Origin of the sequence: Streptomyces sp. NPDC048603 (genome assembly GCF_043199475.1) — a bacterium.
Lineage (GTDB): Bacteria > Actinomycetota > Actinomycetes > Streptomycetales > Streptomycetaceae > Streptomyces.
Genome location: NZ_JBICVY010000008.1, coordinates 479,382 through 501,367, shown reverse-complemented (window position 1 = coordinate 501,367; position 21,986 = coordinate 479,382). Strand labels below are relative to the sequence as shown.

21 protein-coding genes are annotated in these 21,986 nt (G+C 73.7%); 12 read left to right on the top strand and 9 right to left on the bottom strand.

Annotated elements, in window-relative coordinates:
* Positions 1-534, bottom strand: a complete 534-nt coding sequence (locus tag ACGFQ9_RS22605; RefSeq protein WP_393575958.1) for a GNAT family N-acetyltransferase — start codon at positions 532-534, stop codon at positions 1-3.
* 10 nt (positions 535-544) lie between these two features.
* A complete protein-coding gene (locus ACGFQ9_RS22600) occupies positions 545-1,261 on the bottom strand; it encodes a TetR/AcrR family transcriptional regulator (protein ID WP_393575957.1) in 717 nt (238 codons plus the stop codon).
* Between the two features lie 181 nt (positions 1,262-1,442).
* On the opposite strand from ACGFQ9_RS22600, the gene ACGFQ9_RS22595 reads away from it, so the two are divergent.
* The gene (locus tag ACGFQ9_RS22595; RefSeq protein ID WP_393575956.1) at positions 1,443-2,474 is read left to right on the top strand and encodes a medium chain dehydrogenase/reductase family protein; all 1,032 of its coding nucleotides are present in this window, start codon (positions 1,443-1,445) and stop codon (positions 2,472-2,474) included.
* A gap of 37 nt (positions 2,475-2,511) precedes the next feature.
* Entirely contained in the window at positions 2,512-4,608 is a 2,097-nt protein-coding gene (ligA, locus tag ACGFQ9_RS22590) for an NAD-dependent DNA ligase LigA (protein WP_393575954.1), read from the top strand.
* Between the two features lies 1 nt (position 4,609).
* On the opposite strand, the gene ACGFQ9_RS22585 is transcribed toward ligA, so the two are convergent.
* Positions 4,610-5,572 carry an NAD-dependent epimerase/dehydratase family protein gene (locus tag ACGFQ9_RS22585; RefSeq protein ID WP_393575952.1) on the bottom strand — a complete coding sequence of 321 codons (963 nt, stop codon included), beginning with the start codon at positions 5,570-5,572 and terminating at the stop codon, positions 4,610-4,612.
* Positions 5,573-5,642: 70 nt separating this feature from the next.
* On the opposite strand from ACGFQ9_RS22585, the gene ACGFQ9_RS22580 reads away from it, so the two are divergent.
* Positions 5,643-6,554: a LysR family transcriptional regulator gene (locus ACGFQ9_RS22580; RefSeq protein ID WP_393575950.1), complete on the top strand. Its 912-nt coding sequence runs from the start codon at positions 5,643-5,645 to the stop codon at positions 6,552-6,554.
* Between the two features lie 43 nt (positions 6,555-6,597).
* Here the strand turns inward: ACGFQ9_RS22580 and ACGFQ9_RS22575 are convergent, their stop codons facing one another.
* Positions 6,598-7,356, bottom strand: coding sequence for an SDR family NAD(P)-dependent oxidoreductase (locus tag ACGFQ9_RS22575; RefSeq protein ID WP_393575948.1), 759 nt, complete (start codon positions 7,354-7,356; stop codon positions 6,598-6,600).
* A 151-nt stretch (positions 7,357-7,507) separates the two neighbouring features.
* Here ACGFQ9_RS22575 and ACGFQ9_RS22570 point away from each other — a divergent pair, with 151 nt between their 5' ends.
* On the top strand, positions 7,508-8,410 hold the full coding sequence (locus tag ACGFQ9_RS22570; RefSeq protein ID WP_393575947.1) for an AraC family transcriptional regulator N-terminal domain-containing protein: 903 nt from the start codon (positions 7,508-7,510) through the stop codon (positions 8,408-8,410).
* Positions 8,411-8,478: 68 nt separating this feature from the next.
* Here ACGFQ9_RS22570 and ACGFQ9_RS22565 read toward each other — a convergent pair whose 3' ends face one another.
* Positions 8,479-9,423, bottom strand: coding sequence for an esterase/lipase family protein (locus tag ACGFQ9_RS22565; RefSeq protein WP_393575945.1), 945 nt, complete (start codon positions 9,421-9,423; stop codon positions 8,479-8,481).
* 418 nt (positions 9,424-9,841) lie between these two features.
* On the opposite strand from ACGFQ9_RS22565, the gene ACGFQ9_RS22560 reads away from it, so the two are divergent.
* On the top strand, positions 9,842-10,870 hold the full coding sequence (locus tag ACGFQ9_RS22560; protein WP_393575943.1) for a helix-turn-helix domain-containing protein: 1,029 nt from the start codon (positions 9,842-9,844) through the stop codon (positions 10,868-10,870).
* 70 nt (positions 10,871-10,940) lie between these two features.
* On the top strand, positions 10,941-11,339 hold the full coding sequence (locus tag ACGFQ9_RS22555) for a hypothetical protein (protein ID WP_393575942.1): 399 nt from the start codon (positions 10,941-10,943) through the stop codon (positions 11,337-11,339).
* Between the two features lie 71 nt (positions 11,340-11,410).
* Here ACGFQ9_RS22555 and ACGFQ9_RS22550 read toward each other — a convergent pair whose 3' ends face one another.
* Both ACGFQ9_RS22550 and ACGFQ9_RS22545 read right to left on the bottom strand, forming a co-directional pair.
* Entirely contained in the window at positions 11,411-12,145 is a 735-nt protein-coding gene (locus tag ACGFQ9_RS22550) for an SOS response-associated peptidase (RefSeq protein WP_393575940.1), read from the bottom strand.
* A 109-nt stretch (positions 12,146-12,254) separates the two neighbouring features.
* A complete protein-coding gene (locus tag ACGFQ9_RS22545; RefSeq protein ID WP_393575938.1) occupies positions 12,255-12,797 on the bottom strand; it encodes a hypothetical protein in 543 nt (180 codons plus the stop codon).
* Positions 12,798-13,385: 588 nt separating this feature from the next.
* Here ACGFQ9_RS22545 and ACGFQ9_RS22540 point away from each other — a divergent pair.
* The 5 genes from ACGFQ9_RS22540 to ACGFQ9_RS22520 all read left to right on the top strand — a co-directional run bounded on the left by ACGFQ9_RS22540 (position 13,386) and on the right by ACGFQ9_RS22520 (position 17,993).
* Entirely contained in the window at positions 13,386-13,913 is a 528-nt protein-coding gene (locus ACGFQ9_RS22540) for an NUDIX hydrolase family protein (protein WP_393576011.1), read from the top strand.
* Between the two features lie 66 nt (positions 13,914-13,979).
* Complete coding sequence (gene puuE, locus ACGFQ9_RS22535) at positions 13,980-14,888, top strand: allantoinase PuuE (protein ID WP_393575936.1); 909 nt, start codon at positions 13,980-13,982, stop codon at positions 14,886-14,888.
* A gap of 583 nt (positions 14,889-15,471) precedes the next feature.
* Complete coding sequence (locus ACGFQ9_RS22530; protein ID WP_393575934.1) at positions 15,472-16,539, top strand: AraC family transcriptional regulator ligand-binding domain-containing protein; 1,068 nt, start codon at positions 15,472-15,474, stop codon at positions 16,537-16,539.
* A 208-nt stretch (positions 16,540-16,747) separates the two neighbouring features.
* Positions 16,748-17,239 carry a hypothetical protein gene (locus ACGFQ9_RS22525; RefSeq protein ID WP_393575932.1) on the top strand — a complete coding sequence of 164 codons (492 nt, stop codon included), beginning with the start codon at positions 16,748-16,750 and terminating at the stop codon, positions 17,237-17,239.
* 262 nt (positions 17,240-17,501) lie between these two features.
* Positions 17,502-17,993: a lamin tail domain-containing protein gene (locus ACGFQ9_RS22520; protein ID WP_393575931.1), complete on the top strand. Its 492-nt coding sequence runs from the start codon at positions 17,502-17,504 to the stop codon at positions 17,991-17,993.
* Positions 17,994-18,097: 104 nt separating this feature from the next.
* Here the strand turns inward: ACGFQ9_RS22520 and ACGFQ9_RS22515 are convergent, their stop codons facing one another.
* Positions 18,098-18,715: a hypothetical protein gene (locus ACGFQ9_RS22515; protein ID WP_393575930.1), complete on the bottom strand. Its 618-nt coding sequence runs from the start codon at positions 18,713-18,715 to the stop codon at positions 18,098-18,100.
* A 160-nt stretch (positions 18,716-18,875) separates the two neighbouring features.
* Here ACGFQ9_RS22515 and ACGFQ9_RS22510 point away from each other — a divergent pair, with 160 nt between their 5' ends.
* Complete coding sequence (locus ACGFQ9_RS22510; protein WP_393575928.1) at positions 18,876-20,066, top strand: PP2C family protein-serine/threonine phosphatase; 1,191 nt, start codon at positions 18,876-18,878, stop codon at positions 20,064-20,066.
* Here the strand turns inward: ACGFQ9_RS22510 and ACGFQ9_RS22505 are convergent.
* Entirely contained in the window at positions 19,981-21,960 is a 1,980-nt protein-coding gene (locus tag ACGFQ9_RS22505; RefSeq protein ID WP_393575926.1) for a HEAT repeat domain-containing protein, read from the bottom strand. The genes ACGFQ9_RS22510 and ACGFQ9_RS22505 overlap by 86 nt on opposite strands.
* Positions 21,961-21,986 lie beyond the last annotated feature (26 nt).

Below are 21,986 nucleotides of genomic sequence, written 5' to 3'. Positions count from 1 at the left end.
CTACATGGGGAAGGAACGCAGGCGCACCCGGCCGGGCGGCCAGGTCGCGCCGTCGTGCAGCGGTGTCCACATGGTCCGCAGGGGCATCGGCACGGGCCCGTCGTGCTGCTCGACGTGGACCTCCTGGTCGAGGGCCTGCCAGCCGAGCCGCTCGTAGAAGGGCACGAGGGGAGGCCTGCAGAAGAGGAGCCCGTGCCGCGGGCCCAGTGTGCGCGCATGGTCCAGGGCCGCCGATATGACGAGCCGCGCAAGGCCGTGCCCCCGCAGGGCGGGCGAGACGGCCACTCCCCCTACGCCCATCACCTCGGACTCCACACCCCCGATCGACAGGGGCAGGCGGAGCAGGCCGGCATGCGCCACGAGGCGGCCGCCGAGCCTGATGCCGAAGTGATCCTCCTTGGGGAGCCACGTCAGGCCGGTGTGCGCGACGCCGAACGGATCGTCGCCGTCGCCGAGGATTTCGCTCTGTTCCGTCTTCGTGTAGCGCGTGAGCCGCTCCGGGGCCGGCGCGTCGGGTGACAGGTGATCGGACATGCCTACATGATCATGCGTCTGGCGTTCCGCGCCAAGTGGGCTGCTGGGTCGCCGCCTCGGCGGCGTAGAGGCGGGCGGGGTCGAATCCCATACCGGTGAAATGGCCCGCGAGTTCGAGGGACAGGACGCCGTGCAGGCGGGTCCAGAAGACGAGGGCCCGGCGGAGCGCCGGTGCGGGAGCGGGGTGTTCGCCCGCCCAGGCCCGGTGTTCGGCGAGATGCGCTTCGAGGGGTTCGGCGGCACCGGGCGCGGCCTCCGCGGCGCCGGGTGCGGCCTCCGCGGCGCCGGGTGCGGCCTCCGCGGCGGCGCAGGCGTCCAGCAGGACGTCCATGATCTCGGAGGCGATGCGAACGGTCTCGTCTGGCGCCCGGTAGCCGGGGACGGGCGTGCCGTAGACCAGGAAGTACCGCTGGGGGTCTTCCAGGGTCCACCGGCGCAGCTCCTCGGCGAGGCCGGGGAGGTCCGCGGCGCCCGCTGCGGCGCGGTCGCGGAAGGCGTCGGCGAGGCTGCGGTAGGCGTCGCTGACGAGCGCGGTGATGAGCTCGTCGCGGTTGGCGAAGTACCGGTAGAGGGCGGGACCGCTCATGCCCATCTGCTTCGCGATCGCGTTGAGGGAGAGGGCGGACGCGCCGGCGGTGCCGATCTGCGACCGGGCGTGCTTCTTGATCTCGTCCCGCACCTGGGCGCGGTACCGCTCGCGCGGGGTCCTCGGATCCGTCTCGGCCACGGCCTGCCTTCCTGCTCCGCAGAGGGGGATCGATCGGGCCGATCACCGGATCAGCCCGGTCTGCTCGATCTGCCCGGTCTGCTCGATCGACAGTTAGAGGCTATCACTTTTCTTCTTGACTCTTACGACCGGTGGTTATAGCTTCTAACTCAAGCGATTGGTTCTAGCGAAAGGTTGGGTCATGGGGAACGAAGGTCTCGTCGAGGTCGTACTGCCGGGGATCGTGGCGCCGGAGGGCCTCCAGGTCCGGCGCGGGACCGTGCCGGCCGCGGGCCGCGGGCAGGTCGTGGTCGCCATGGAGGCGACCGGGGTCTCCTTCGCCGAGCAGCAGATGCGCCGCGGGCGCTATTACGACCAGCCGCCGTTCCCCTTCGTGCCCGGTTACGACCTGGTGGGCACGGTCGTATCGGCCGGGGAGGGCGTCGAGGAGGGCCTGGTCGGGCAGCGGGTGGCCGCGCTGGTGAAGGTCGGCGGCTGGGCCAGCCACGTCGTCGTCGACGCCGGTGACCTGGTCCCGGTACCGGAGGGCCTCCCCGCGGCCGAAGCGGAGACCGTCGTCGTCAACGGCATCACCGCCTGGCAGATGCTCCACCGCACCGCCCGGGTGCGCGCCGGGCAGACCGTCCTGGTGCACGGCGCGAGCGGCGGCGTGGGTTCGGTCCTGGCCCAGCTGGCCCGGGCGGCGGGTGCGACGGTGATCGGCACGGCTTCGGCCCGGCACCACGACGCCCTCCGGGAGCTGGGTGTCCTCCCGGTCGACTACCGCGCCGGAAACGTCGCCGAGCGGGTCCGGGAGCTCGCGCCAGGCGGCCTGGACGCGGTCTTCGACCACCTGGGCGGCCGCAGCGTGACCGACTCCTGGAGGCTGCTCGCCGCCGGCGGCACCCTCGTCGCCTACGGGAGCGCCTCCACCCGCGACGACAACGGCTCCAAGCAGCTGCCCGTGCTGAAGATCCTCGCCCGCACCCTGGTGTGGAACGCCCTCCCCAACGGCCGCCGGGCCTCCTTCTACAACATCTGGGCCGGCCGCGCCCTGAACAAGGCAGCCTTCCGCGCCCGCCTGCGGGCCGACCTCACCGAGGTCTTCGCCGCCGTCGGCCGCGGCGAGGTCGTCGCCCGCATCGCGGCCCGGCTCCCGCTGGACCGGGCCGCCGAGGCACTGCGTCTGGCGGAGTCCGGCACGGTCACGGGCAAGATCGTGCTGGTCCCGTGACGGGTCCGTTGTCAGTGCCCCGCGAGAAGATCAGCGCATGACGATTCTTTCCGCCGATGAGGCGCAGTCCAGCCTGTCCAGCGGCGTGTCCGCCCGGTCCGCCCTGTCCGGTCGCACCGAGTACGAGGCCGCGCTGCAGCGGCTGCGCGAGGCCTCCGCGGCGTACTACGGCGACGGGGACAGCGACCTGGACGACGCCTCCTACGACCGGCTCCGGCTGGCCGTCCTGGACTGGGAGAGGGCCAACCCCTCCGAGGTCGCCGCCGACTCCCCCACCGGCCTGGTCGCCGACGGCGCCGCCCCGGCCGGAGACGTCGCGCACACCACCCGCCTGCTCAGTCTGGACAACGTCTTCGACGCCGCGGGGCTGCTGGCGTGGGGGGCTTCCGTCGAGCGCCGGCTGGGCCGCGCACCGGAGGGCGGGTTCACCGTCGAGCCGAAGATAGACGGCGCCGCCGTGGCCGCGCGCTACCGCGACGGCCGGCTCGTGCAGATCGTCACCCGTGGCGACGGCAGCCACGGTGAGGACGTCAGTCACGTCATCGGGCAGATCGACGGCCTGCCCGAGCAGCTGACGGGCGCGGTCACCGTGGAGGTCCGCGGGGAGGTGGCCTTCACCCAGGAGCAGTTCGAGACGGCGAACGAGGTCCGCACCGCACACGGTGCGCAGGTCTTCGCCAACCCCCGCAACGGCACGGCGGGCACGCTGCGGGCGAAGGACCGGCCCTACCGGCTCCGCATGACGTTCTGGGCCTACGGCGCCGTGGAACTGGACGGCGTACCGTTCCTGCCCGCCGGAGCCACGCATGCGCAGGCACTCGCCGCCGTGGCCGCGGCCGGCGTGCGGACCACCGCGGACTCCCCCGCCGGGCTCCACCTCGTGGCCGGCCTCGGCGAGGCCCAGCAGCGGATCGACGCGATCGCCGGGATGCGCGCGGAGCTTCCCGTCGGCATCGACGGCGTGGTCGTCAAGCTGAACGACACGGCCGAGCAGGAGGCGGCCGGGTTCGGCAGCCGGTTCCCGCACTGGGCGATCGCGGTCAAGCTGCCCGCGGTCGAACGGCAGACCGTGCTGGAGGAGGTCGTGTGGGAGGTCGGCCGCACGGGGGTCCTCGCCCCGACCGCGATCCTCGCTCCGGTCGCGATAGACGGCTCCACCGTCACCCGGGCCACCCTGCACAACCCCGCCGACATCCGGCGGCGGGACCTGCACCTCGGCGACACCGTGACGGTGTACAAGGCGGGGGACATCATCCCGCGCGTCCAGGCGGCCGTGGTCCGCCTCCGGCCGGCGGGGGCGGCGCCGGTGCCGCTGCCCGAGGCGTGCCCCCGCTGCGGTGGCGAGATCGACAAGACCCAGGAGCGGTGGCGGTGCGCCCAGGGCACCTCGTGCGCGCTGCCCGCGCTGATCGAGTACGCCGCCGGGCGCGAGATGCTCGACATCGACGGGCTCGGCAGGACGTACGTGGCGGCCCTGGTCGATTCCGGCGCCGTCACGGACGTCGCCGACCTCTTCACCCTCACGGTGGAGCAGCTGACCGCGGCGTCCGGCAGTGCCAAGCGGGGCGTGAGGCTCGCCGAGCAGATCACCGCCGCCAAGTCGCGCCCCCTCAGCCGTGTCTTCTGCGCGCTGGGCGTGCTCGGCACGGGGCGCAGCATGTCCCGCCGCATCGCCCGGCACTTCGGCACGATGGACGCGATCCGCGCGGCCGACGCGCCGGCGATGCAGGACGTGGAGGGGATCGGGCCGGAGAAGGCCCCGGTCGTCGTCGAGCAGCTCGCGGCCCTGGCCCCGGTCATCGACAAACTGGTCGCGGCGGGCGTCAACATGACCGAGCCCGACGGCCCGGCGGCCGCGGAGGGCGGGGCGGGGCCGCTGGACGGCAAGGTCGTCGTGGTCACCGGCAAGATGGCCGGTCCTCTTGAGGGCTTCGGCCGGTCCGAGATGAACGCGCTGATCGAGAGGGCCGGCGGGCGCGCGGGCAGCTCCGTCAGCGCCAGGACGTCGATCCTGGTCGCCGCGCCTTCGGCGGGCGGCAAGCCGAGTTCGAAGGCGGTCAAGGCCGCCGAGCTCGGCGTCGAGGTGCTCACTCCGGAGGCGTTCGCCGAGCTGGTCGCCCCCTTCCTGGCCTGACCTACGGAGCCGGCGCGGCGGTCGGGCGGTCGGCGAGGGCCTCGCCGACGGCGTGCGGCAGCCAGTCGGTGACGTGGGTGAACGCGAAGCCGAGGCTCGTCGCCCGCCCGTTGTCCATGGGGTAGGAGCGGTCGTAGGAGAAGGGCGATGCGGCGAGCCCGGGGTCCACCGGCCGGTAGCGGGGGCGGCGTCCGGTGCGGTCGCCCACGAGCTCGCTCAGGCCGGTGACGGTCAGCGCGCCGTGGGAGCAGGCGTTGACCGGTCCGGTGAACGAGGCGCGGGCCGTCCAGTGCAGGAACTCCGCGATCTCCCGGTGGTGGACGAAGGAGGTCGGGTACGCGGGCCGGTGCGCAAGGACCGGCTCGCCGGCGGAGATCCGGTCGACGTAGTACGACAGCCGTCCGGTGAAGTCGGCCCGGCCCCCGCCCAGGACGTGGGCGGTGCGCACGACGGCGGTGGGGAAGGCCGGATCGGTCAGCAGCACGCTCTCGGCCTGCCGCTTGCCCTCCGCGTACGCCGTGGCTCCGTCGGTGCCGGCCGGGACACCGGGTACGGGCCGGCCCACCGGGTCGAGGGCGCCCTCGGTGAGCGGGACCCCGTCGGCGGGGGCGGGGAGGCTCGGGAAGGCCGCCGGGAAGACCGCCGGGAAGGTCGCCGGGTCGTAGACCTCCATCGTCGAGGTCATCACATAGCGTCCGGTCCGGCCGGCGAAGACCTCACGGGCGACGGCGGCCTGCCCGGGGGTGTAACAGACCTGGTCGATGACCGCGTCGAAGGTCCGGGAGCCGAGTGCCGCCCGCAGTTGCCGCGCGTCGTCCCGGTCGGCGACCACGTGCGTCACCCCCTCCGGGACGGGCGCCGAACCGCGGTTCACCACCGTCACCTCCGTCCCCGCCTCGCGGAGCAGCTCGACCACGTGCCTGCCGAAGTACCGGCTTCCGCCGATCACACATACGTTTCGCATGCCTCGACTCTGCCGCGATAACGTCACCGGCAGAACTGACCACAGACTGAACGGGTATGAAGGAAAACTGATGATCGACGTGCAGCGGCTGCGCGTCCTGCGGGCCGTCGCCGAACACGGCAGCTTCAACCGGGCCGCCGCGGCACTCCTGCTCACGCCCTCGGCCGTCTCCCAGCACATCGCGGTGCTGGAGCGCTCCCTGGGCCATCCGGTGGCGATCCGCAGCAGCCGCGGGGTGACCCTGACCGAACCCGGCCGGCTGCTGGTGGAGGCCGCCGAGACGATCTCGGCCGAACTCGACCACGTGCGCCGGCAGATCGACCGGCTGGGTGCCGAGCGGCCCCGGCTGACCGTCGCCACCTTCACCAGTGGCGGCCGTTTCCTGCTGCCCGGAGCCCTGGCCCGGTTCGTGGCCGTCCACCCGGAGGTGGAGCTGACCGTGCGGGAGAGCGAACCGGAGACGGCACTGCCGATGGTCCGGCGCGGCGAGGCCGACCTCGCGCTCGCCTACCGGTTCGACGGGCCGCTGCCGGTCCGGCCGGGCGAGCGGCCGGGCATCGACTGGACCCCGCTGATGGACGATCCGCTGTCGGTCGTCCTGCCCCGCGGGCACCGTCTGGCCGGGCGCGTCGGGGTCGGGCTCGGCGAACTGGCCGGGGAGCGGTGGGTGCTGGGCTGTCTGAAGACGGAGGCGTACCTGCGCCGCCACGCGGAGCGGGCCGGCTTCGAACTCCGTGTGGCGGCCTCCACCACGGACTACTTCTTCGCCCAGAGCCTGGTCGCGGCCGGGGTCGGGGTGTCCCTGGTGCCGAAGGTCTCCCTGGACCCGGCTCCCGGGCTCGCCGTGATCGACGTCGAACCCCCGCGCCCGGCCCGGTACATCGGGGTGGCCGCCCCTCGCCGGAACCGGCCCCACCCCCACGCCGCCGCGTTCGTCACCGCGCTGGCGGAGGCGGCCGGGGCACACCGCGGGCGGCCGTAGGCCCTGCGCCGTACCCCGCTCGCCCGCTCCCCCGCACGGGCCTCTACAGCCCGTACCCGCCGGAGACCTCGATGTTCTGGGCGGTGACCCAGCGGCTCTCGTCACCGACCAGGGTGGCGATCATCGCGCCGATGTCGTCGGGCTCGCCGACCCGGCCGAAGGCGGCGCGTGCGGCGAGTTCCGGGATGACCTCGGGGAAGCGGGTGAAGGCGTCGTCGGAGAGCCGGGTGCGGGTGGCGCCGGGTGAGATCGCGTTGACCCGGATGCCCCGGGGGCTGAACTCCTTGGCCATGTACCGGGTCAGCACGTTCAGGCCGCCCTTCATCGCGGCGTACGCGGAGTAGCCGGGTTCGGGGGCGGAGGCGGTGGCCGAGTTGCTGCTGACGTTGACCACGGCGCCGCCTTCGGCCATCAGCGGCAGGAGCCGCTGGGTCAGGAAGTACGGGCCCTTGAGGAGCACCCTCATCAGCCGGTCGAAGTCCTCCTCGGCCGTGTCCTCGACGAGCGAGGAGTGGGCGAATCCGGCGTTGTTGACCAGGTGGTCGAAGGTGTCACGGCCCCAGGTGTCGTGGAGCGCGGCGGCCACCGCGTCGCGGAAGTCCGCGAAGCCGTCGCTGTCGCCGAGTTCCAGGTGCAGGGCGACGGCGGTGCCGCCCGCCTTCTCGATCGCGGCCACGGTGTCCAGGGCGCCCTGGCGGTTGCGGTCGTAGGTCAGGATGACTCCGATGCCCCGTCCGGCGATCCGGACGGCGGCGCTCTGTCCGATGCCGGAGCTGGCTCCGGTGACGACGGCGACCTTCATGATGATCCTCCACTGGGGTTGCCCGAAGGGATTCGGTATCTCCATTGGACGCCCCTGAGCTGGGGAAACGTTAGAACGATCGGGTCGGAGGCTTGCACGATCCTCCCGTTTCCGGGAGGCCCGGGCGAGGTGGTGTGCTGCACTGGGAGGCATGGACACGGACCTCGGCCCCGACCTGGACGAGTTGCGGACGCTGCTGGCGCGGCACGCGCGACCGGACGCGACCACCGCCGTCGACGGGGTGCTCGTGTCGAGGGTGGAGCGGTCGGACCCGCCGGAGCCCGCGATGACCGGCACCGTGCTGGCCGTCATCGCCCAGGGCACCAAGCGTCTGGCCCTGGGCGACAGGATCCTGGAATACGGTCCCGGACAGTACCTGGTGGCCTCGGTCGACCTGCCGATCACCGGCCAGTTCCTGCGGGTGGGCCCCGACCGTCCGGCGCTGGGCTTCGGGCTGGTGCTGGAGCCCTCCGCCATCGCCGAGCTCCTGCTGCACGCGGGCCCGGGGGACGCCCCGCGCACCGGCGGCGGCGCCGTGCCGGCGCTCGCCGTCTGCGACGCGCCCGCGGCGCTGCTCGACGCGGTGGTGCGGCTGCTGCGGCTGCTCGACGAGCCCCGTGACCGGGCCGTGCTCGCGCCCCTGGTCAAGCGGGAGATCCTGTGGCGGCTGCTGACCGGTGAGCAGGGGGCGGCGGTACGTCAGCTCGGCCTGGCCGACAGCGGCCTCAGTCAGGTCGCCAGGGCGGTGGCCTGGATCCGGCGGCACTACGCGGAGCCGTTCCGGGTCGGGGATCTGGCCCGGCTGTCCGGCATGAGCGAGTCCGCCTTCTACCGCAACTTCCAGGCGGTGACCTCGATGAGCCCGATCCGCTTCCAGAAGCAGATCCGGCTCCAGGAGGCCCGCCTCCTGCTCGCCTCCCGTCCCGGTGATGTCACCGGCGTCGCCCACCGCGTCGGGTACGACAGCCCGTCGCAGTTCAGCCGCGAGTACCGCCGCCGGTTCGGTACGCCGCCGAGCCGGGACGCGGCGCGCCTGCGCGGCGCGGCGGGCTGAGCCGCGTACCGCGTGATGGCGCCCGGCGCGCGGGGAGGGGCGCGCCGGGCGGGCCGGACGGGGGTGGGTCAGAGGAGCGGGCCGAAGAGCGGCAGGACCACCTGGCACGGGATCCCGCGCGGGTGGGCGGGATCGAGTGCATTGAGCACGTGGGTCAGGGCGACGGGGTCGTAGCCGATCTCCAGGTGGTCGGTGGCGTCGAGCGCGCACCGGTCCTGCACGGTGATGTTGGTGACGTGCGGTCCGGCCGGCAGGAAGGCGTTGGCGTACGGGGTGACCACCTCGTCGTACCGGGTGGCGATGACCGTGTACTGCACTCCCGGTACGGTCATGCCGCCCTCGTTGAGCTCGGCGAGGAAGCGGGAGCCGACCTCCTGCTCGACGCAGGCCGCGCAGGTGCTGTCGAGGAGTTCGTTCGCGGGCTCCAGGAGGTGCAGCGTGCGGCCGAGTTCGGTGATGCCGGACAGGGTGGTGCCGTGGTTGTTGGGGGCGATGCCGACGAGCTTGCCGACCTTGGCGGCCCCGCCGAGGTTCTTCAGGTAGTAGCGGGGAAGGAGCCCGCCTCCCTGGGAGTGCCCGACCAGGTCTGCCTCGGGGGCCCCGGTGGCGGCGAGGACCCTGTCGACGAAGGCGGACAACTGGCGGGCCGAGTCAGCCATGGGGCCGGTTCCCTGGACCGGGGAGCCGGCGGCCGCCCCGTAGTTGAACGTGTAGACGCAGTAGCCGGCGTTGGCGAGCAGCGGGGCCGCGCCGCGCCAGTAGTCGTTCATGTTCTCCAGCGTGCCGTGCACCAGGACGACCGGATTGGGGTGGGCGGTGCCGGGGCGGCAGGACCAGTCGTTGGCCCCGGGTGGGGCCGTGCCGGGGTCGGCGAACCCCCGTACGAACCCGGCGGCGAAGCCGTACTCCACCGGGTGCGAGGGGGTGGCGGCCGCCGGCTGTGCTCCGGCGGTCAGCAGGCCGAGCGCGGTGAGCGCCGCGACGGCGAGCGCCCGTGCTCGCGTCAATCGCATCATTCACACCTTCCGATTCCCGCCGGAATTCCCGGTGTCCGGCGGACGGGAGCCGAAGCTAGGCGGGGTGCGACAGCCCCGTCAATGCACCGGACAAGGCACCGGTAAATCCTCTGTCCACGTGCCATGATTTTCCGGACGCCGATGGCGAAACTGTCACCGCCGTGAGCGTTCCGCGGGGTACGGAGCCGCGAACGAGTCGGCGATCCGCATGTCAGGAGCATTGACTCGCCGGTAACTTCACCGGATACTCCCTGCTGTGCCTGGACCTTGGGGAACCCTTCCGCGACATTTCTCGAAAGAACTGAGGGCCGAGGAGAAAAGCCTCGCCGCCGAGATCATCAGGGAGATCAGGGCCGCCATACCGGAATTCTCACGCCCTCTCTCGGGCCAATTCGGGGCGGGAATCCAGAAAGGGGTGGAGACCGCGCTGGCGGAGTTCGCCGACCGGGTCGAGAACGCCGGCGGACTCGATCCCGAGCGGCTGCGGGTCTACCGTTCGCTCGGCCGCGGGGAGCTCACCGAGGGCCGCAGCCTGGACGCGCTCCAGGCCGCGTACCGGCTCGGCGCCCGGGTCGCCTGGCGGCGGTACGCACGGGTGGCACGGCGTCACGGGCTCGGGCCCGAGCCGCTGGTGACGCTCGCGGAGGCGGTGTTCGCGCACATCGACGAGATCGCCGCGGCCAGTGTGCAGGGGTTCGTCGACGCGCGGACCGACCGCGCGGGTGTGCTGGGCCGCGCGCGGCACCACCTGCTGCGGGCCCTGCTGGACGGGGCGTCGGAGGACGAGGTCCGGCACGCGGCCGAGGCGGCCGACTGGGCTCTGCCGGAGCGGGTGGTGTGTGTCGCGCTGGACCCGCTGCCGGACGGCCGGCCCCGGCCGCCGCGGCTGCCGGATGCGGTCCTCGCCGACTTCGAGCCGCCCGAGGCGCACCTCCTGCTCCCCGAAGGGGAGTTGTTCCTCCGCGACCGTCAGGTCCTGGCGGCGCTGCGGGGCAGGAGTGCGGTGATCGGCCCGCCGGTGCCCTGGCAGTGGGCGGCGCGGTCGCTGCACTGGGCCCGCACCCTGCGCACCCACTCCCCCGGGCGGTCCGCCGGGCCGGTGGACTGCCGCGACCGGCTGGCCGATCTGCTGCTCCTCGCCGACCGTCCGCTCGTCGCGCTGATCGCGGAGCGGCGGCTCGCACCCCTGGCCGGGCTGTCCGCGAAGCAGCGCGCGCGGCTTTCGGCGACCCTGCTCGCCTGGCTGCAGTCCGACCACGGCACCGCTCCGGAGGTCGCGGCGCGCCTGCGGGTCCATGCGCAGACCGCCCGCCAGCGGCTGCGCCGGGTGCGGGAACTGTTCGGGGACGGGCTGCTGGCGCCCGGAGCCCGGTTCGAGCTGGAGGTCGCCCTGCGGGCGTCGCTGCCGGTGCCCTCGGACCCGCGCGCCCGCGGGGCGGAATAATGGCATGACCTGCCTGCCCCGCCCCGCCCCGATGTGCGGTCGCGGCCTGACCGACCGGAGAGATGGATCAATGACGTTGGAAGAGGGTCACCGGGTGCGGCTGGCGGCGGATCTCCGCCTGGCCGGTTCTCTCACCCCGGCCGGGGACTCCGCGGCGGAGCCCGGTGTCGTCGTCGGGTCCCTGTCCCTGGCGGCGGGCACCGAGGGCACCGTGGAGCGGGTGCACGGGCATCAGGAACAGGAGCCGGGCCGGGAGGTGCGGGAGTACGTACGGCTCAAGTCGCTCCTGGACGACTTCGGTCACCAGATGCCCCCGGGGAGCAGGAAGCAGCTGGAGGAGCAGGTCGGCTCGCTGGAACCGGAGTGGATCGCCCACCAGGGGCGGAAGCCGCAACGGACCGTCCGGGTCCGCCTCGACAACGGGTTCGTCCTCGACGACGCGCTCGAGGACGTCTTCACGCCTGCCTGACCGGGCTCGTGGACCGGGCGCTCGGGGACCCGCGCTCGCGGCCCGGTGACTCTTGGGCCGGCCGGGCGCGCTCAGGCCGGCAGGGGGTCGAGCAGGTGGGGGCCGTTGTTGCGGACGTTGTTGACGGCCGTGGTGACGGCGGTGGCGGTCAGGCGGCCGTCGGCCGGTGCGTGGAGGAGGGCCCGCAGGCCGGCGGCGTTGTCGTGGGCCGGGTCCAGCCAGTCGGCGTAGTCGCCGGGGGCGAGGGCCAGCGGCATGCGGGGATGGATGCGTCCGGCCGCGTCGGTGGCCTCGGTGGTGATGATGGTGGCGCTCGTCAGCCAGGCCGCGGGATCCTCGTCGTCGGCCACGGCCGGATCGCGCCAGAACGCGTACAGGCCGGCCATGGCCATGACGCCCCGGTCCTCGGGGCGGATGAAGTACGGCTGCTTGTACGCCTTGGTCCCCGCGGTCGCGGGAACGGCCACCCACTCGTAGAAGCCGTCCGCGGGCAGCAGGCACCGGCGCCGTCCGAAGGCCCGCCGGAAGGCAGGCTTCTCGTGCACCGTCTCCACCCGCGCGTTGATCATCCGGGAGCCCACGGACGGGTCCTTCGCCCACGACGGCACCAGCCCCCACCGCACCGGCCTCAGCTGCCGTACCACCTCGCCCGTCTCCCGGTCGGCGCGCTCCAGCACCGCCCACACCGGGTCGGTCGGAGCCACGTTCCAGGACGGGCCCGGTACGTCCTGACCGGGCTCGGGGCGTGCGTCGAAGAGGCCGGAGAGGTCCTCCGGGGACCGGGTCGAGGCGTAGCGGCCGCACATACCCCCACTGTGCCACCCGCGACGGGGCACCGGAGCGGGCCACACCGGCGTACCGGCCGGGGCGGTGCGGCCGGGGGTCCGGCCGCCGTGGCCGGGCGAGCGGTGGCGGTCAGGGGGTTCGGCGGGGGCGTACGGCTCGTCGAGGGCGACGCCGGGCCGGGGGCTCGTCGCCGCCGGCCGCGGGGGAGGAGAAGCCGCCGGGCACCGCGACCGGGGCCGGCCGGCCCGTGGCGGGTGCCGGGATCACGGCTGCGCCGGCCGGAGCCGCAGGGCTCTGCGCACGGCCGACGACGGACATGTGCGGGATCAGCGGTGCGCAGGCCTGGCACACCTCGGCGAGGGTCCAGACCTGCCCCACCGCGGCGTTGTGCACCAGGACCAGGAGCGTGGCGCCGGAGCAGTGGACGCGGTCCTCGTGGAGGGCGCACTGCCTGGCCCCGCAGGCGCATGCCGCGTGCGGGCGGGGTGTGGCCAGCCGCGCGTGCGCCTTGGCGTGTTCGGCGGCGAACCGCTTCAGGGCGGCGGTGTCCCGGGACCGGGGCGGCATGCGGCAGGCTTCGGTGCTGCAGGTGACGGAGGCGGTGTGGTCGGCGTGGCCGGTGAGCCGGACCGTCCAGGTCCGGCCGGGCACACGGGTTGCAGGGGTGAGCATCGAGTCCGGGTCCGATCGTCATGGGTCAGGTGGGATGAGTCGTACGGCTGCGGGGCCGGGTCGCGGCGGGGTGTACTTCGCGGGGCTTTCGGCCCGGGCGGAACTTCCCGTAGCGCGGACTCCGGCGGCAGAGTCAAAGGACGACCTCAGGGGTGTGACCTTGTTGTCGCACGGGCCGCCGACCTTGTCAACAGCGTCGCCCGCACGGCCTGGCGGCCGGTGCGGTCATCCGGCCCGTTCCGGCGGTCCGCGGCCCCGGTGGCGTGCGCGGTCCGGGGTCTCCTCGGAGGCTTCGTCACGAGCGGATCCGTCAGGTAGGTTTGAGTCCGTTTCAACCGGACTCATCGAGATGCCCTGATCCGGGTGGAGTTCGGCCGGTCGGCGAAGCCGGACCGTGGGCACCGCCGCGGCGCCGGTCCGTCGGGCGCCGTCCGATCCGGGCCGGATAAAGCCGGGGAAATCCGGGGAGAGCCAGGGAAAGCCGGGGAAACCGGGAAACGAGGCCGGCCGCCGGGTCGGACGTGGCCGAGTCGGGGCGTGCTGCCTGCGGGCGGCCCCTTCGGAAAGTATGATCAAGCGATGGCTGATATGACCGAAACCACGCCCGGCTGGCTGCCCACGGACGAGCTGGAAATGGCCAGGGCCCGGATGCCGATCCTGTACGTCGAAGCCGTGCCCGTGCGCGTGGACGACAGCGGCGAAGTCACGAGCATCGGACTGCTGCTGCGCATCGGTCCGGACGGAACGGTCAGCAGGAACCTGGTGTCCGGCCGTGTCCTGCACCACGAGCGGATCCGTGACGCGCTGCTGCGGCACCTGGAGAAGGACCTCGGCCCGGTCGCGCTGCCGCGCGTCCCGGCCTCCCTCCAGCCCTTCACCGTCGCGGAGTACTTCCCCACCGCGGGCATCACCTCGTACCACGATCCCCGCCAGCACGCCGTGTCCCTCGCCTACATCGTGCCCGTGACCGGCGACTGCCGGCCCCGGCAGGACGCGCTCGACCTGGTCTGGTTCAGTCCGCAGGAGGCGGCCTCCCCCGCCGTGCAGAGCGAAATGCCCGGTGGGCACGGGGTCTTGCTGAAGCAGGCCCTCGCACACGTGGGGCATACGTACTGACCTGACGGACTCGCGGGCCGGTGCGGCACGGCGTACGGGCGGACGGGCGGCGGTAGGGTGCCGCCCGTGTCCGAGCATCAGCGCGACCTCGTCGGCTACGGAGCCGAGCCGCCGCACGCCGCCTGGCCCGGCGGTGCCCGGGTGGCCGTCAGCCTCGTCCTCAACTACGAGGAGGGCGGGGAGCGAAACGTCCTCGAGGGCGACCCCGCCTCGGAGGGCTACCTGCACGAGATCGTCGGCGCGCCGCCCGTGGTGGGCGGGCGCGACCTGAACGTCGAATCGATGTTCGCCTACGGCTCGCGCGCCGGGTTCTGGCGTGTCCATCGCACGCTGGCGGCGCACGGAGCGCCGCTCACCGTCCACGCCGTGGAGCAGGCGCTCGCGCGCAACCCGGACGCGGCACGGGCGATGGGCGCGGCCGGCTGGGAGGTGGCGGGCCACGGGCGGCGCTGGATCGACTACCGGCACGTGCCCGAGGACGTCGAGCGCGCCGATATCGCCCGTTCGGTCGCCACGATCGAACGGCTCGTCGGGCGCCGGCCCGTCGGCTGGTACACCGGCCGTACGAGCCCCCACACGCGGCGCCTGGTCGTCGAGGAGGGCGGCTTCCTCTACGACTCCGACGACTACTCGGACGACCTGCCGTTCTACGTCGAGGCGGCGGGCCGTCCGCATCTGGTGGTGCCGTACAGCCTCGACGCGAACGACTTCAAGTTCCTGATCGTGCACGGCTTCACGACCGCCGACGACATGCTCGCGTACCTCGTCGACACGTTCGACACGCTGCACGCCGAGGGTGCGGACCGCCCGCGGATGATGAGCGTCGGACTGCACTGCCGGATCATCGGCCGGCCCGGCCGCATCCGTGCGCTCGACGGGTTCCTGAGGCATGTCGCACAGCGCGGCGGGGCATGGCCGGCGACGCGTGAGGAGATCGCGCGTCACTGGCTCGCCACGCATCCGCCACCGGGCTGAACGCCGGGCGACCCCGATCCGCCGCGGCGGACGGCCATCCGGACGGGCGGACGGGTGGTCGGGCGGACGGGCGGACGGGTGGTCGGGCGGACGGATTCAGGGTCCGCGCGCCCCTCCCTTGGTGTGGGAGAAGCGCACGGACCCGGGCACGCGCAGGCCCCCGGTCTTCCGGAGCGCACCGCCTCGGGCCCTTCCGCCTCCCCGGGACCCCCGTACCCGAGCAGGTGTGAGCGGAGACTCCGGCCGTACGCCGGGCCACCCGCGGGCGCCGTCCGCGCCGTGGTGGAACGATCCCCAGGCTATGGGCCCCGGAGGGCGCCGTTCGGGGGCAGCACGCGCCAGCCGGGGGACCGTGCGTGCCACCGGTCTCCCGCTGATTGCGCTGGTCAGCCCCCTCTCCGCCGCCGGGCCCACGCGTGCACCTCCGCCTGACCGATCATCAGAAAGTCTCCGCGGTCGCATCGTCGGGGCGGGGCTGCGGACCGCAGGCGCCATCAGGGGACCTTCCGCGCCGTGTTGGGGGCATTTCACGCCTCAGACCGGTGAGGAGCGGGCAGTTCGTGCTCGTCTATGCTCACTTCCCGTGGTCTCGCATGCTCACCAGGGGACGACCTCCTCCGCCCTCACCCGTATGAACGTCAATGCCGCACGCCTTCTGGGCGTACCCGCGGACGGGTACGCGCACCTGCTGGGCCTGGCGCCCGAGCACCTGGACGACGACCTGTGCCGCGCCCCGGTGGCCACGAGCATCCGCATCGTCGAACTGGCGGCCGTCCACGCTTCCTGGCCCGAGGTGGCCCTGCTGCTGGCGCAGCAGGCGGGCATGGGCAGTCTCGGGGTGTGGGACTACCTGTTCACCGCTGCGCCCACCCCCCTCGAAGGGATCCGGGACGCCGCGACCTACCTGGCCGCCATCGCCGACACCAGCACGGACTCCGTCCGGATCACGGAAGACGGCGGGCACGTCACCATCAGCCACATCAACCGGGCCGATCTGACCCACGAGGGGGCCTGCGCCGTCCTCGCCTGCGCGCTCGCCGTCTACCAGCGGCGCCTGAGCGAAGCCGCGCAGCGGCGGCTCGTTCCGCTCCGCGTGTCCCTGGCCGCCGGGGCGCCCCGCCGGCACGACGCGCTGACCCGGCTGTACGGGACCCGCGCCATCGACTTCGAGGCTCCGGTCAGCTCGATCACCTTTCTCGCCGCCGACCTGACGGCCCCGGCACCGCGGGCTCAGCCCGGCCTCTCCGCCGTGCTGCGAAGACACGCCGAGCAGACCCTCGCCTCTTCCATCGCGCTGCACAACTGGCTGGACCTGTTCCGCACGGCCCTGGCCTCCGTGCACGACGAGACCACCCCGGCGCTGCCGGCCGTCGCACGGCGCATGAACCTGAGCACGCGCACGCTCCAGCGCCGCCTCGACGATCACGGCACCACCTGGAGCCATGAGCTCGAGGCCGTGCGCCGAGCCCATGTCACGCGGCTCCTCCGGGGCACGGACCTCGGCATCGAGGCGATCGCCGCCCGGAGCGGGTACGCCGACGCCCGCGCCCTGCGCCGGGCCGTCCAGCGCTGGTACGGCACCACGCCCGCCGGGCTGCGGCGCGCCGGCGGCCTCCACGGCGACACGGACGCACCCGAGTCCCACCGATAGGGCCGGCCGGGCACCGGCCGGTCCGGTCGGCGCGCCCGGCGGGCGCGCCTCGGCCCGGCCGTCAAGTCCCGACTTCGAGCGGCATGACGCCCGCCGGCCGTCCGGGCCCAATGGAGGGAGGGCCGCGCCGTGACGGCGAGCAGCGTCTCGCGGCGGACGGCAATCCCTGCCCCAGCGGCACGGACGGACCACGGGAACGGAGTCGGACATGGCGATGGTAGGACTGTTCTGGATCACCCCGGAGGCGGTGTACGTAGGGTCCCCGCCGACCACCGACGGCAGCTGCGTCCGGCTCACCGGCTACGGCGTGCAGGCCGTGGAACCCGGCGCGTCCCGGACGTGGGCCTGGAAGGGGCTGCGTTCCGTGGCCGTGCAGGACGTGCCGCGCAGGGGGCCGGCCCGGATCCTGTCGGGATTCTGGGAGTCGCTGCTCTTCTCGCTCAGCGGGGGCGAGGCACCGCCCGAGATGACGGTGCGGCTGGAGACCGGCTACGGGCCGGAGGAACTGCGGGTGTACTCGGCGGCGGCCTGCGGTTACGGCCCCGACGAGGCGGCACTGTCCGGGGAACTCCTGTCCCGTTTCGCGGCCGGGGCCGCCAGCCCCCGGGCCCTGGGGGCATGGGCCCGTGACCACGGCGGGGACGGCACACCGAGGGCGCGGGTCCGCACGGAGCTCCTGCGCGCCTGGACGGAGGGCTGAGGCTCGCCGCCGCGTCGAACCGGCTGTTACAGGGCCGGGCACCCGTTCGGCGGGCCGTGCTCGATGGCGCGCAGGACCGATTCCGCAGCCCCGGGAGGGTCCACGTCAACCCGGAGTTGACCCTTGCCCCCCACACGGGAGCGTTACCGATTTACCCGGATCAGGTAACACACACGCAGGTTGCGGAATTTGGCCGGGTTTGGGGGCCAGAGTGTGGGTCCTCGGCAGAACGCCGGGAACCACCATTCGAGGAGCCATCTTCATGTCCGCTTCCTTCACCACCCGCCGTGTGCTCGCCACGGTGCTCGCCGCCGGCGCCCTGGTCGGCGCGGCCGCTCTGCCCGCCGCCGCCCACGACGACGACCGGCACGACCGGCACGACCGCCGCGGCCGGCACTCCTCGATCGTCATCGGCGACGTCCAGCACGAGGGCCACGGGCGCGGCAGCCGCGCCCTGAACCGCGAATGGGTCGAGGTGATGAACACCGGCCGCCGCTCCGTGAACCTGCGCGGCTTCACCCTCACGGACCGGGACGGCAACCGCTACCGCTTCGACCACCTGCGCCTCGACGGTCACTCCAGCGTCAAGGTCCACACCGGCCACGGCCGTGACTCCGACCGGGACGTCTACCAGGACCGCCGCCACCAGATCTGGGACGAGCGCGACACCGCCACCCTGCGCGACGACCGCGGGAACATCCTCGACACCGCCTCCTGGGGTCACCGCGGGCACCGCGGTGACCACCGTCACTGACCGCAGTGCCCTCGGCAGCCCACCTCGGTGGGCTGCCCCCCTCGTCGGACATCGGTCGACCGGACATCGGTCGGCCGGGCCTCGGCCGCCCGGCCCTCCGGCACCTACAGGGCTTCGTCGGCCGCCCGGTCCATGAAGGTCTGGAGTGCGGTGCCCTGCTGCTCCACCGCGTCGGCGAACTCGGCGGCGATCCTGTCCCTGTCGGCGCCTTCGGGGCCCTTGCCGTACCAGTGGGTCGCGATCTCTCCCACCCGCGTGGAACGGGTGCTCACCTCCTCCAGGCCGCGCCGGCCGTCCCGGGCGGTCACGAGGCGGGCCGTGGCGAGGGCCCGGGCCAGGTCCGTGTTGGCCGGTGCGTACTTCTCTTCGAACTGGCGGTCCCTCTGGGCCTGGCTCTTTGCGGGGTCGAGGCTGAGGGACAGCAGCTGGGTGGTCTCCTGCTCGTACTTGTTCGTGGCCGCGGCGAGGTCGACGTAGGCCGCGCGGCGGATGTCCGCGCGACGCGCCTGGGCCTCGTACCGATGGGTGTCCCTGGCCTCGAAGTAGGCCAGCATGCTTCCCGTGAGTCCGGCCAGGGCGCCGATCAGGGCTCCCGTGAGCGCGGCGAACACGGGTCCCCGCTGCTTCGGCCGCTCGTTCGGGCGCTCGCCCCGGCGCTCGTTCGGGCGCTCGTTCGGGCGTTCGCCGTCCCGGTCGCCCGCCCCCTCTTGCCTCTGTGCCATGCACTACCCGTACCGCGGCCGGGAGCGAGCGGCACCTCCAACCGCCCGGGGGCGCGGACGGGGCATCGGGGCAACATGCCGCAGTTGGCGTAATGGGCGGTTCGGGGCCGTTCGCTCCTCAGGCTGTGACCGTCGGTCACGCTTTCGTCAGGAGGCCCCTGTGCACACGTCCCGTCGGTGGCCGGTGCCGCGGTGGGTACCCGGGGGGCGGGCGGCCCGGCGCCGACACCCGGACGTGTCGCTGGTGGCCGCCGGTGACGAGCTGGGCTTCACACCGGTGGAGCCTCCCGTCTGGCTGCGCTGGCTGCCTTTCGGCTACGTGGCCTTCGTGCTGCTCCTGGAGGCGACCCTTCAGGAGGAGTGGGCGGTGAGCTTCTTCCTCATCGCCCTGCCCCCGATCGTCGCGTGCGCCTACGGGCCGGCCGTGGTGGCCGCGCTCACGGTGGCCGCGATCCTCCTGGAGGGGTTCCTGGCGGCCCAGGCCGATCACCTCTGGGAGAACCACCACGTCACCGCGGACATGGCCACCGCGCTCGTGGGCATCCTCTCCACGGTCCTCGCCGCGAGCCGGGTCCGCCAGACGCGCTCCCTCGTCCATGCCAACTCCGTCGCCGAAGCACTCATGCGGACCCTGCTGCGTCCTGTTCCGCACCAGGTCGGACAGGTGCTGGCGGCCAGCCTGTACCGGCCGAGCGAGGTGGGGACCATGGTGGGCGGCGACCTCTTCGACATCCGTGTCACGGACTGCGGGGAGCGGGCCATCATCGGCGACGTGCGCGGCAAGGGCCTGCAGGCGGTGCGGGCGGTGGCGGCCATCCTCGGCAGTTTCCGCGAGGCCGCGTACGAGGCGGGGGACCTGCCGACGGTCGCGGCCCGGCTGGAACGCCGGCTGGTGCGCGAGGCCAGGGAGATTCCCGACGAGGAGCTGTTCGCCACGGCCCTGCTGATGGAGTACGACAGCCTGACGGGCCGGGTGACGTTCACCAACCACGGGCATGTGGAGCCGGTGCTCATCTCGCGGGGCGAGGTGAGCGCGCTGGCGGGCCCGCCGGTGCTGCCGCTGGGCCTGGGCGGGCTGGCCGTGCCGGCGGAGGGGCCGGTGGCATGGAGCCACCGGTTCGCCCGGGGCGACGTCCTGCTGCTGGTCACGGACGGGCTGGCGGAGGCCCGTGACCACGACGGCGCGTTCTACCCGCTGGTGGACCGGCTGCGGCAGCGCTTCGCCGGGCGCCCGGCACCGGGCCCCGCCGAGGTCGTCGACTTCCTCAACTGCGACCTCCCCCGCTTCGCCCGGGGCCTGCACGACGACGTGGCCATCCTGGCGATCGCCCCGCACTGCGGCTCCGGATGATGCCGCCCGGGTCCGAGCCGATGCGGGTCAGGGCCTCGGCGGCGGCATGGCGGAGTTCCTCGTCCCGGACGGCGTCGTCGCCGTAGCGGCGGCCGGAGTCCACCAGGACGCGGAGGACTGGTACGGCTGCCGCGGCCGGCCGGCCGATCCGTCCGAGTGCCTCGACGGCCCGGAGGGATACGGGTGGCAGCCGGTGTCCGGTGAACCCGCGCAGCTCCGGCAGCAGGACGTCGACGGCGGTGGCCGCGTCGCCGGTGATCCGCCACCACGCCTCGGCAGCACCGACCCTGGTCCACTCGCCGACGCCGGTGAGCAGGGGTCGTACGGCGACGGCGTAGGGCGCGGCGAGCGGGCCGAGGTCGGCGAGGTATCGCAGGACCGGGCGGCTGGGGCCCTGCCGTGCGGCCGTACCGACCACGCGCAGCGCCAGTGCGGGGTCGCCGGTGATCCGCCAGTGCGCCCAGGCGGCGGTCTGCCTGCCGTGCCAGGGATGCCCGCCGTGCACGAGGCCGCTGCCGTGGCGCGGGGGCCGTACGTCGCCGCGGCCGAGCCGGGCCAGCAGGCCGGCGGCCCGCCCGGCTGCCGGGCCGATCCGCCCGAGGGCTTCGGCGGCCTCGCGGGCACGGGGCGTGTCGAGCAGCCGGATCAGCTCGGGCACCGCCGGGGCGGCGGCCGGTCCCCATCGGGTGAGGGCCTGGAGCACCGGGGTGATGCAGCGGGAATCGGGGCCCTCGGCCAGACTCGCCCGGAACGCGGGCAGCAGGTGCGGTGCCCACCGCTCCGGCGGGGGGAGTGCCTGGTGGAAGCCGTCGATGACGCCGTCCCGGTACCGGTCGAGGGCCCGGTCGTCCCCCAGGCGGACGAGCGCCGCCACCGCCGGGAAGGCACCCGGCCACAGCGAGGGCGGGCAGATGCGCTTCTGGTGTCGGACCAGTTCGTCCGCGTAGGGGGCGATGCCCGTTCCGGCGCGGGAGAGGACCTTCAGGGCCGAGTCGACGACCGTGTCCTCGTCGTCGAGCCCGGCGAGGACGCGCTTCCACCAGTCCTCTCCCGGGTCCCGCCAGTGGTGGAGCTGCGCGCCCGCCACTCGTACGGACAGCCCGCGCAGCGCCGGGCCGGAGTGTCGGGCCAGTTCGGCGACGAGCGCGGCGGCCTCGTCCGGATGGTCCACGAGCCCGGTTTCGAGCGTTTCGAACAGCCTCCACTCCCGGGGCCACCACGGTTCGGCGGGTACGCCACCGATGCCCCAGCCCGTGAGCACCCGGCCGGCGACACGGCCCACACCCCTGAGGTCTTCTCTCACGGCGTCGTCCGCCGTGGCGTGATCCGTCACGGCAGGCGTGAGCATGGCGAGCGCGGCGGCCAGTCGCACGCACGGCTCGGTGTGGGCCAGCCACGGCCGGAGCCACGGCCCGGCCGCCACGGTGTCCCCGGCCGCCCCCTGCGCTCCCACAGCGAACAGGCAGGAGCTCAGGACCCTCGGGTCCGTCTCCGCCACGGCCTGCCGCCTGAGTGCCTCCACGACTTCCGGATCGCCGACGGGCACCTCCCGCAACGCCCAGGCGGCGTGGCCGCGGACCACCGGCTCCGGGTCGGCCAGCAGGGGGACGAGCCGCCACAGGTTGTCCGCGAACACGGCGAGGCCCGCCTGCCGGGGTACCGGGGGCTGGTTGCCGATCGACCTGGCTCGCAGCGCCAGGAATTCGAGGACCAGGACGCGGTGGCGCGGGGCGAGTTCGGGGAGGAGCTCTGTCAGACGGGCCACCGTCGGGGCGAAGAGCGGGTGGTGGTGGCCCGACCACCCGATCGCCTGTTCCAGCCGGGACCAGGAGGGGCCCCAGTCCCCGGCCGTCAGTCCGAGGAGCAGGGCTTCCGTATCGTGCCGCTCGTTCACGCCGGGAGCGTATCCGCTGTGCTCCC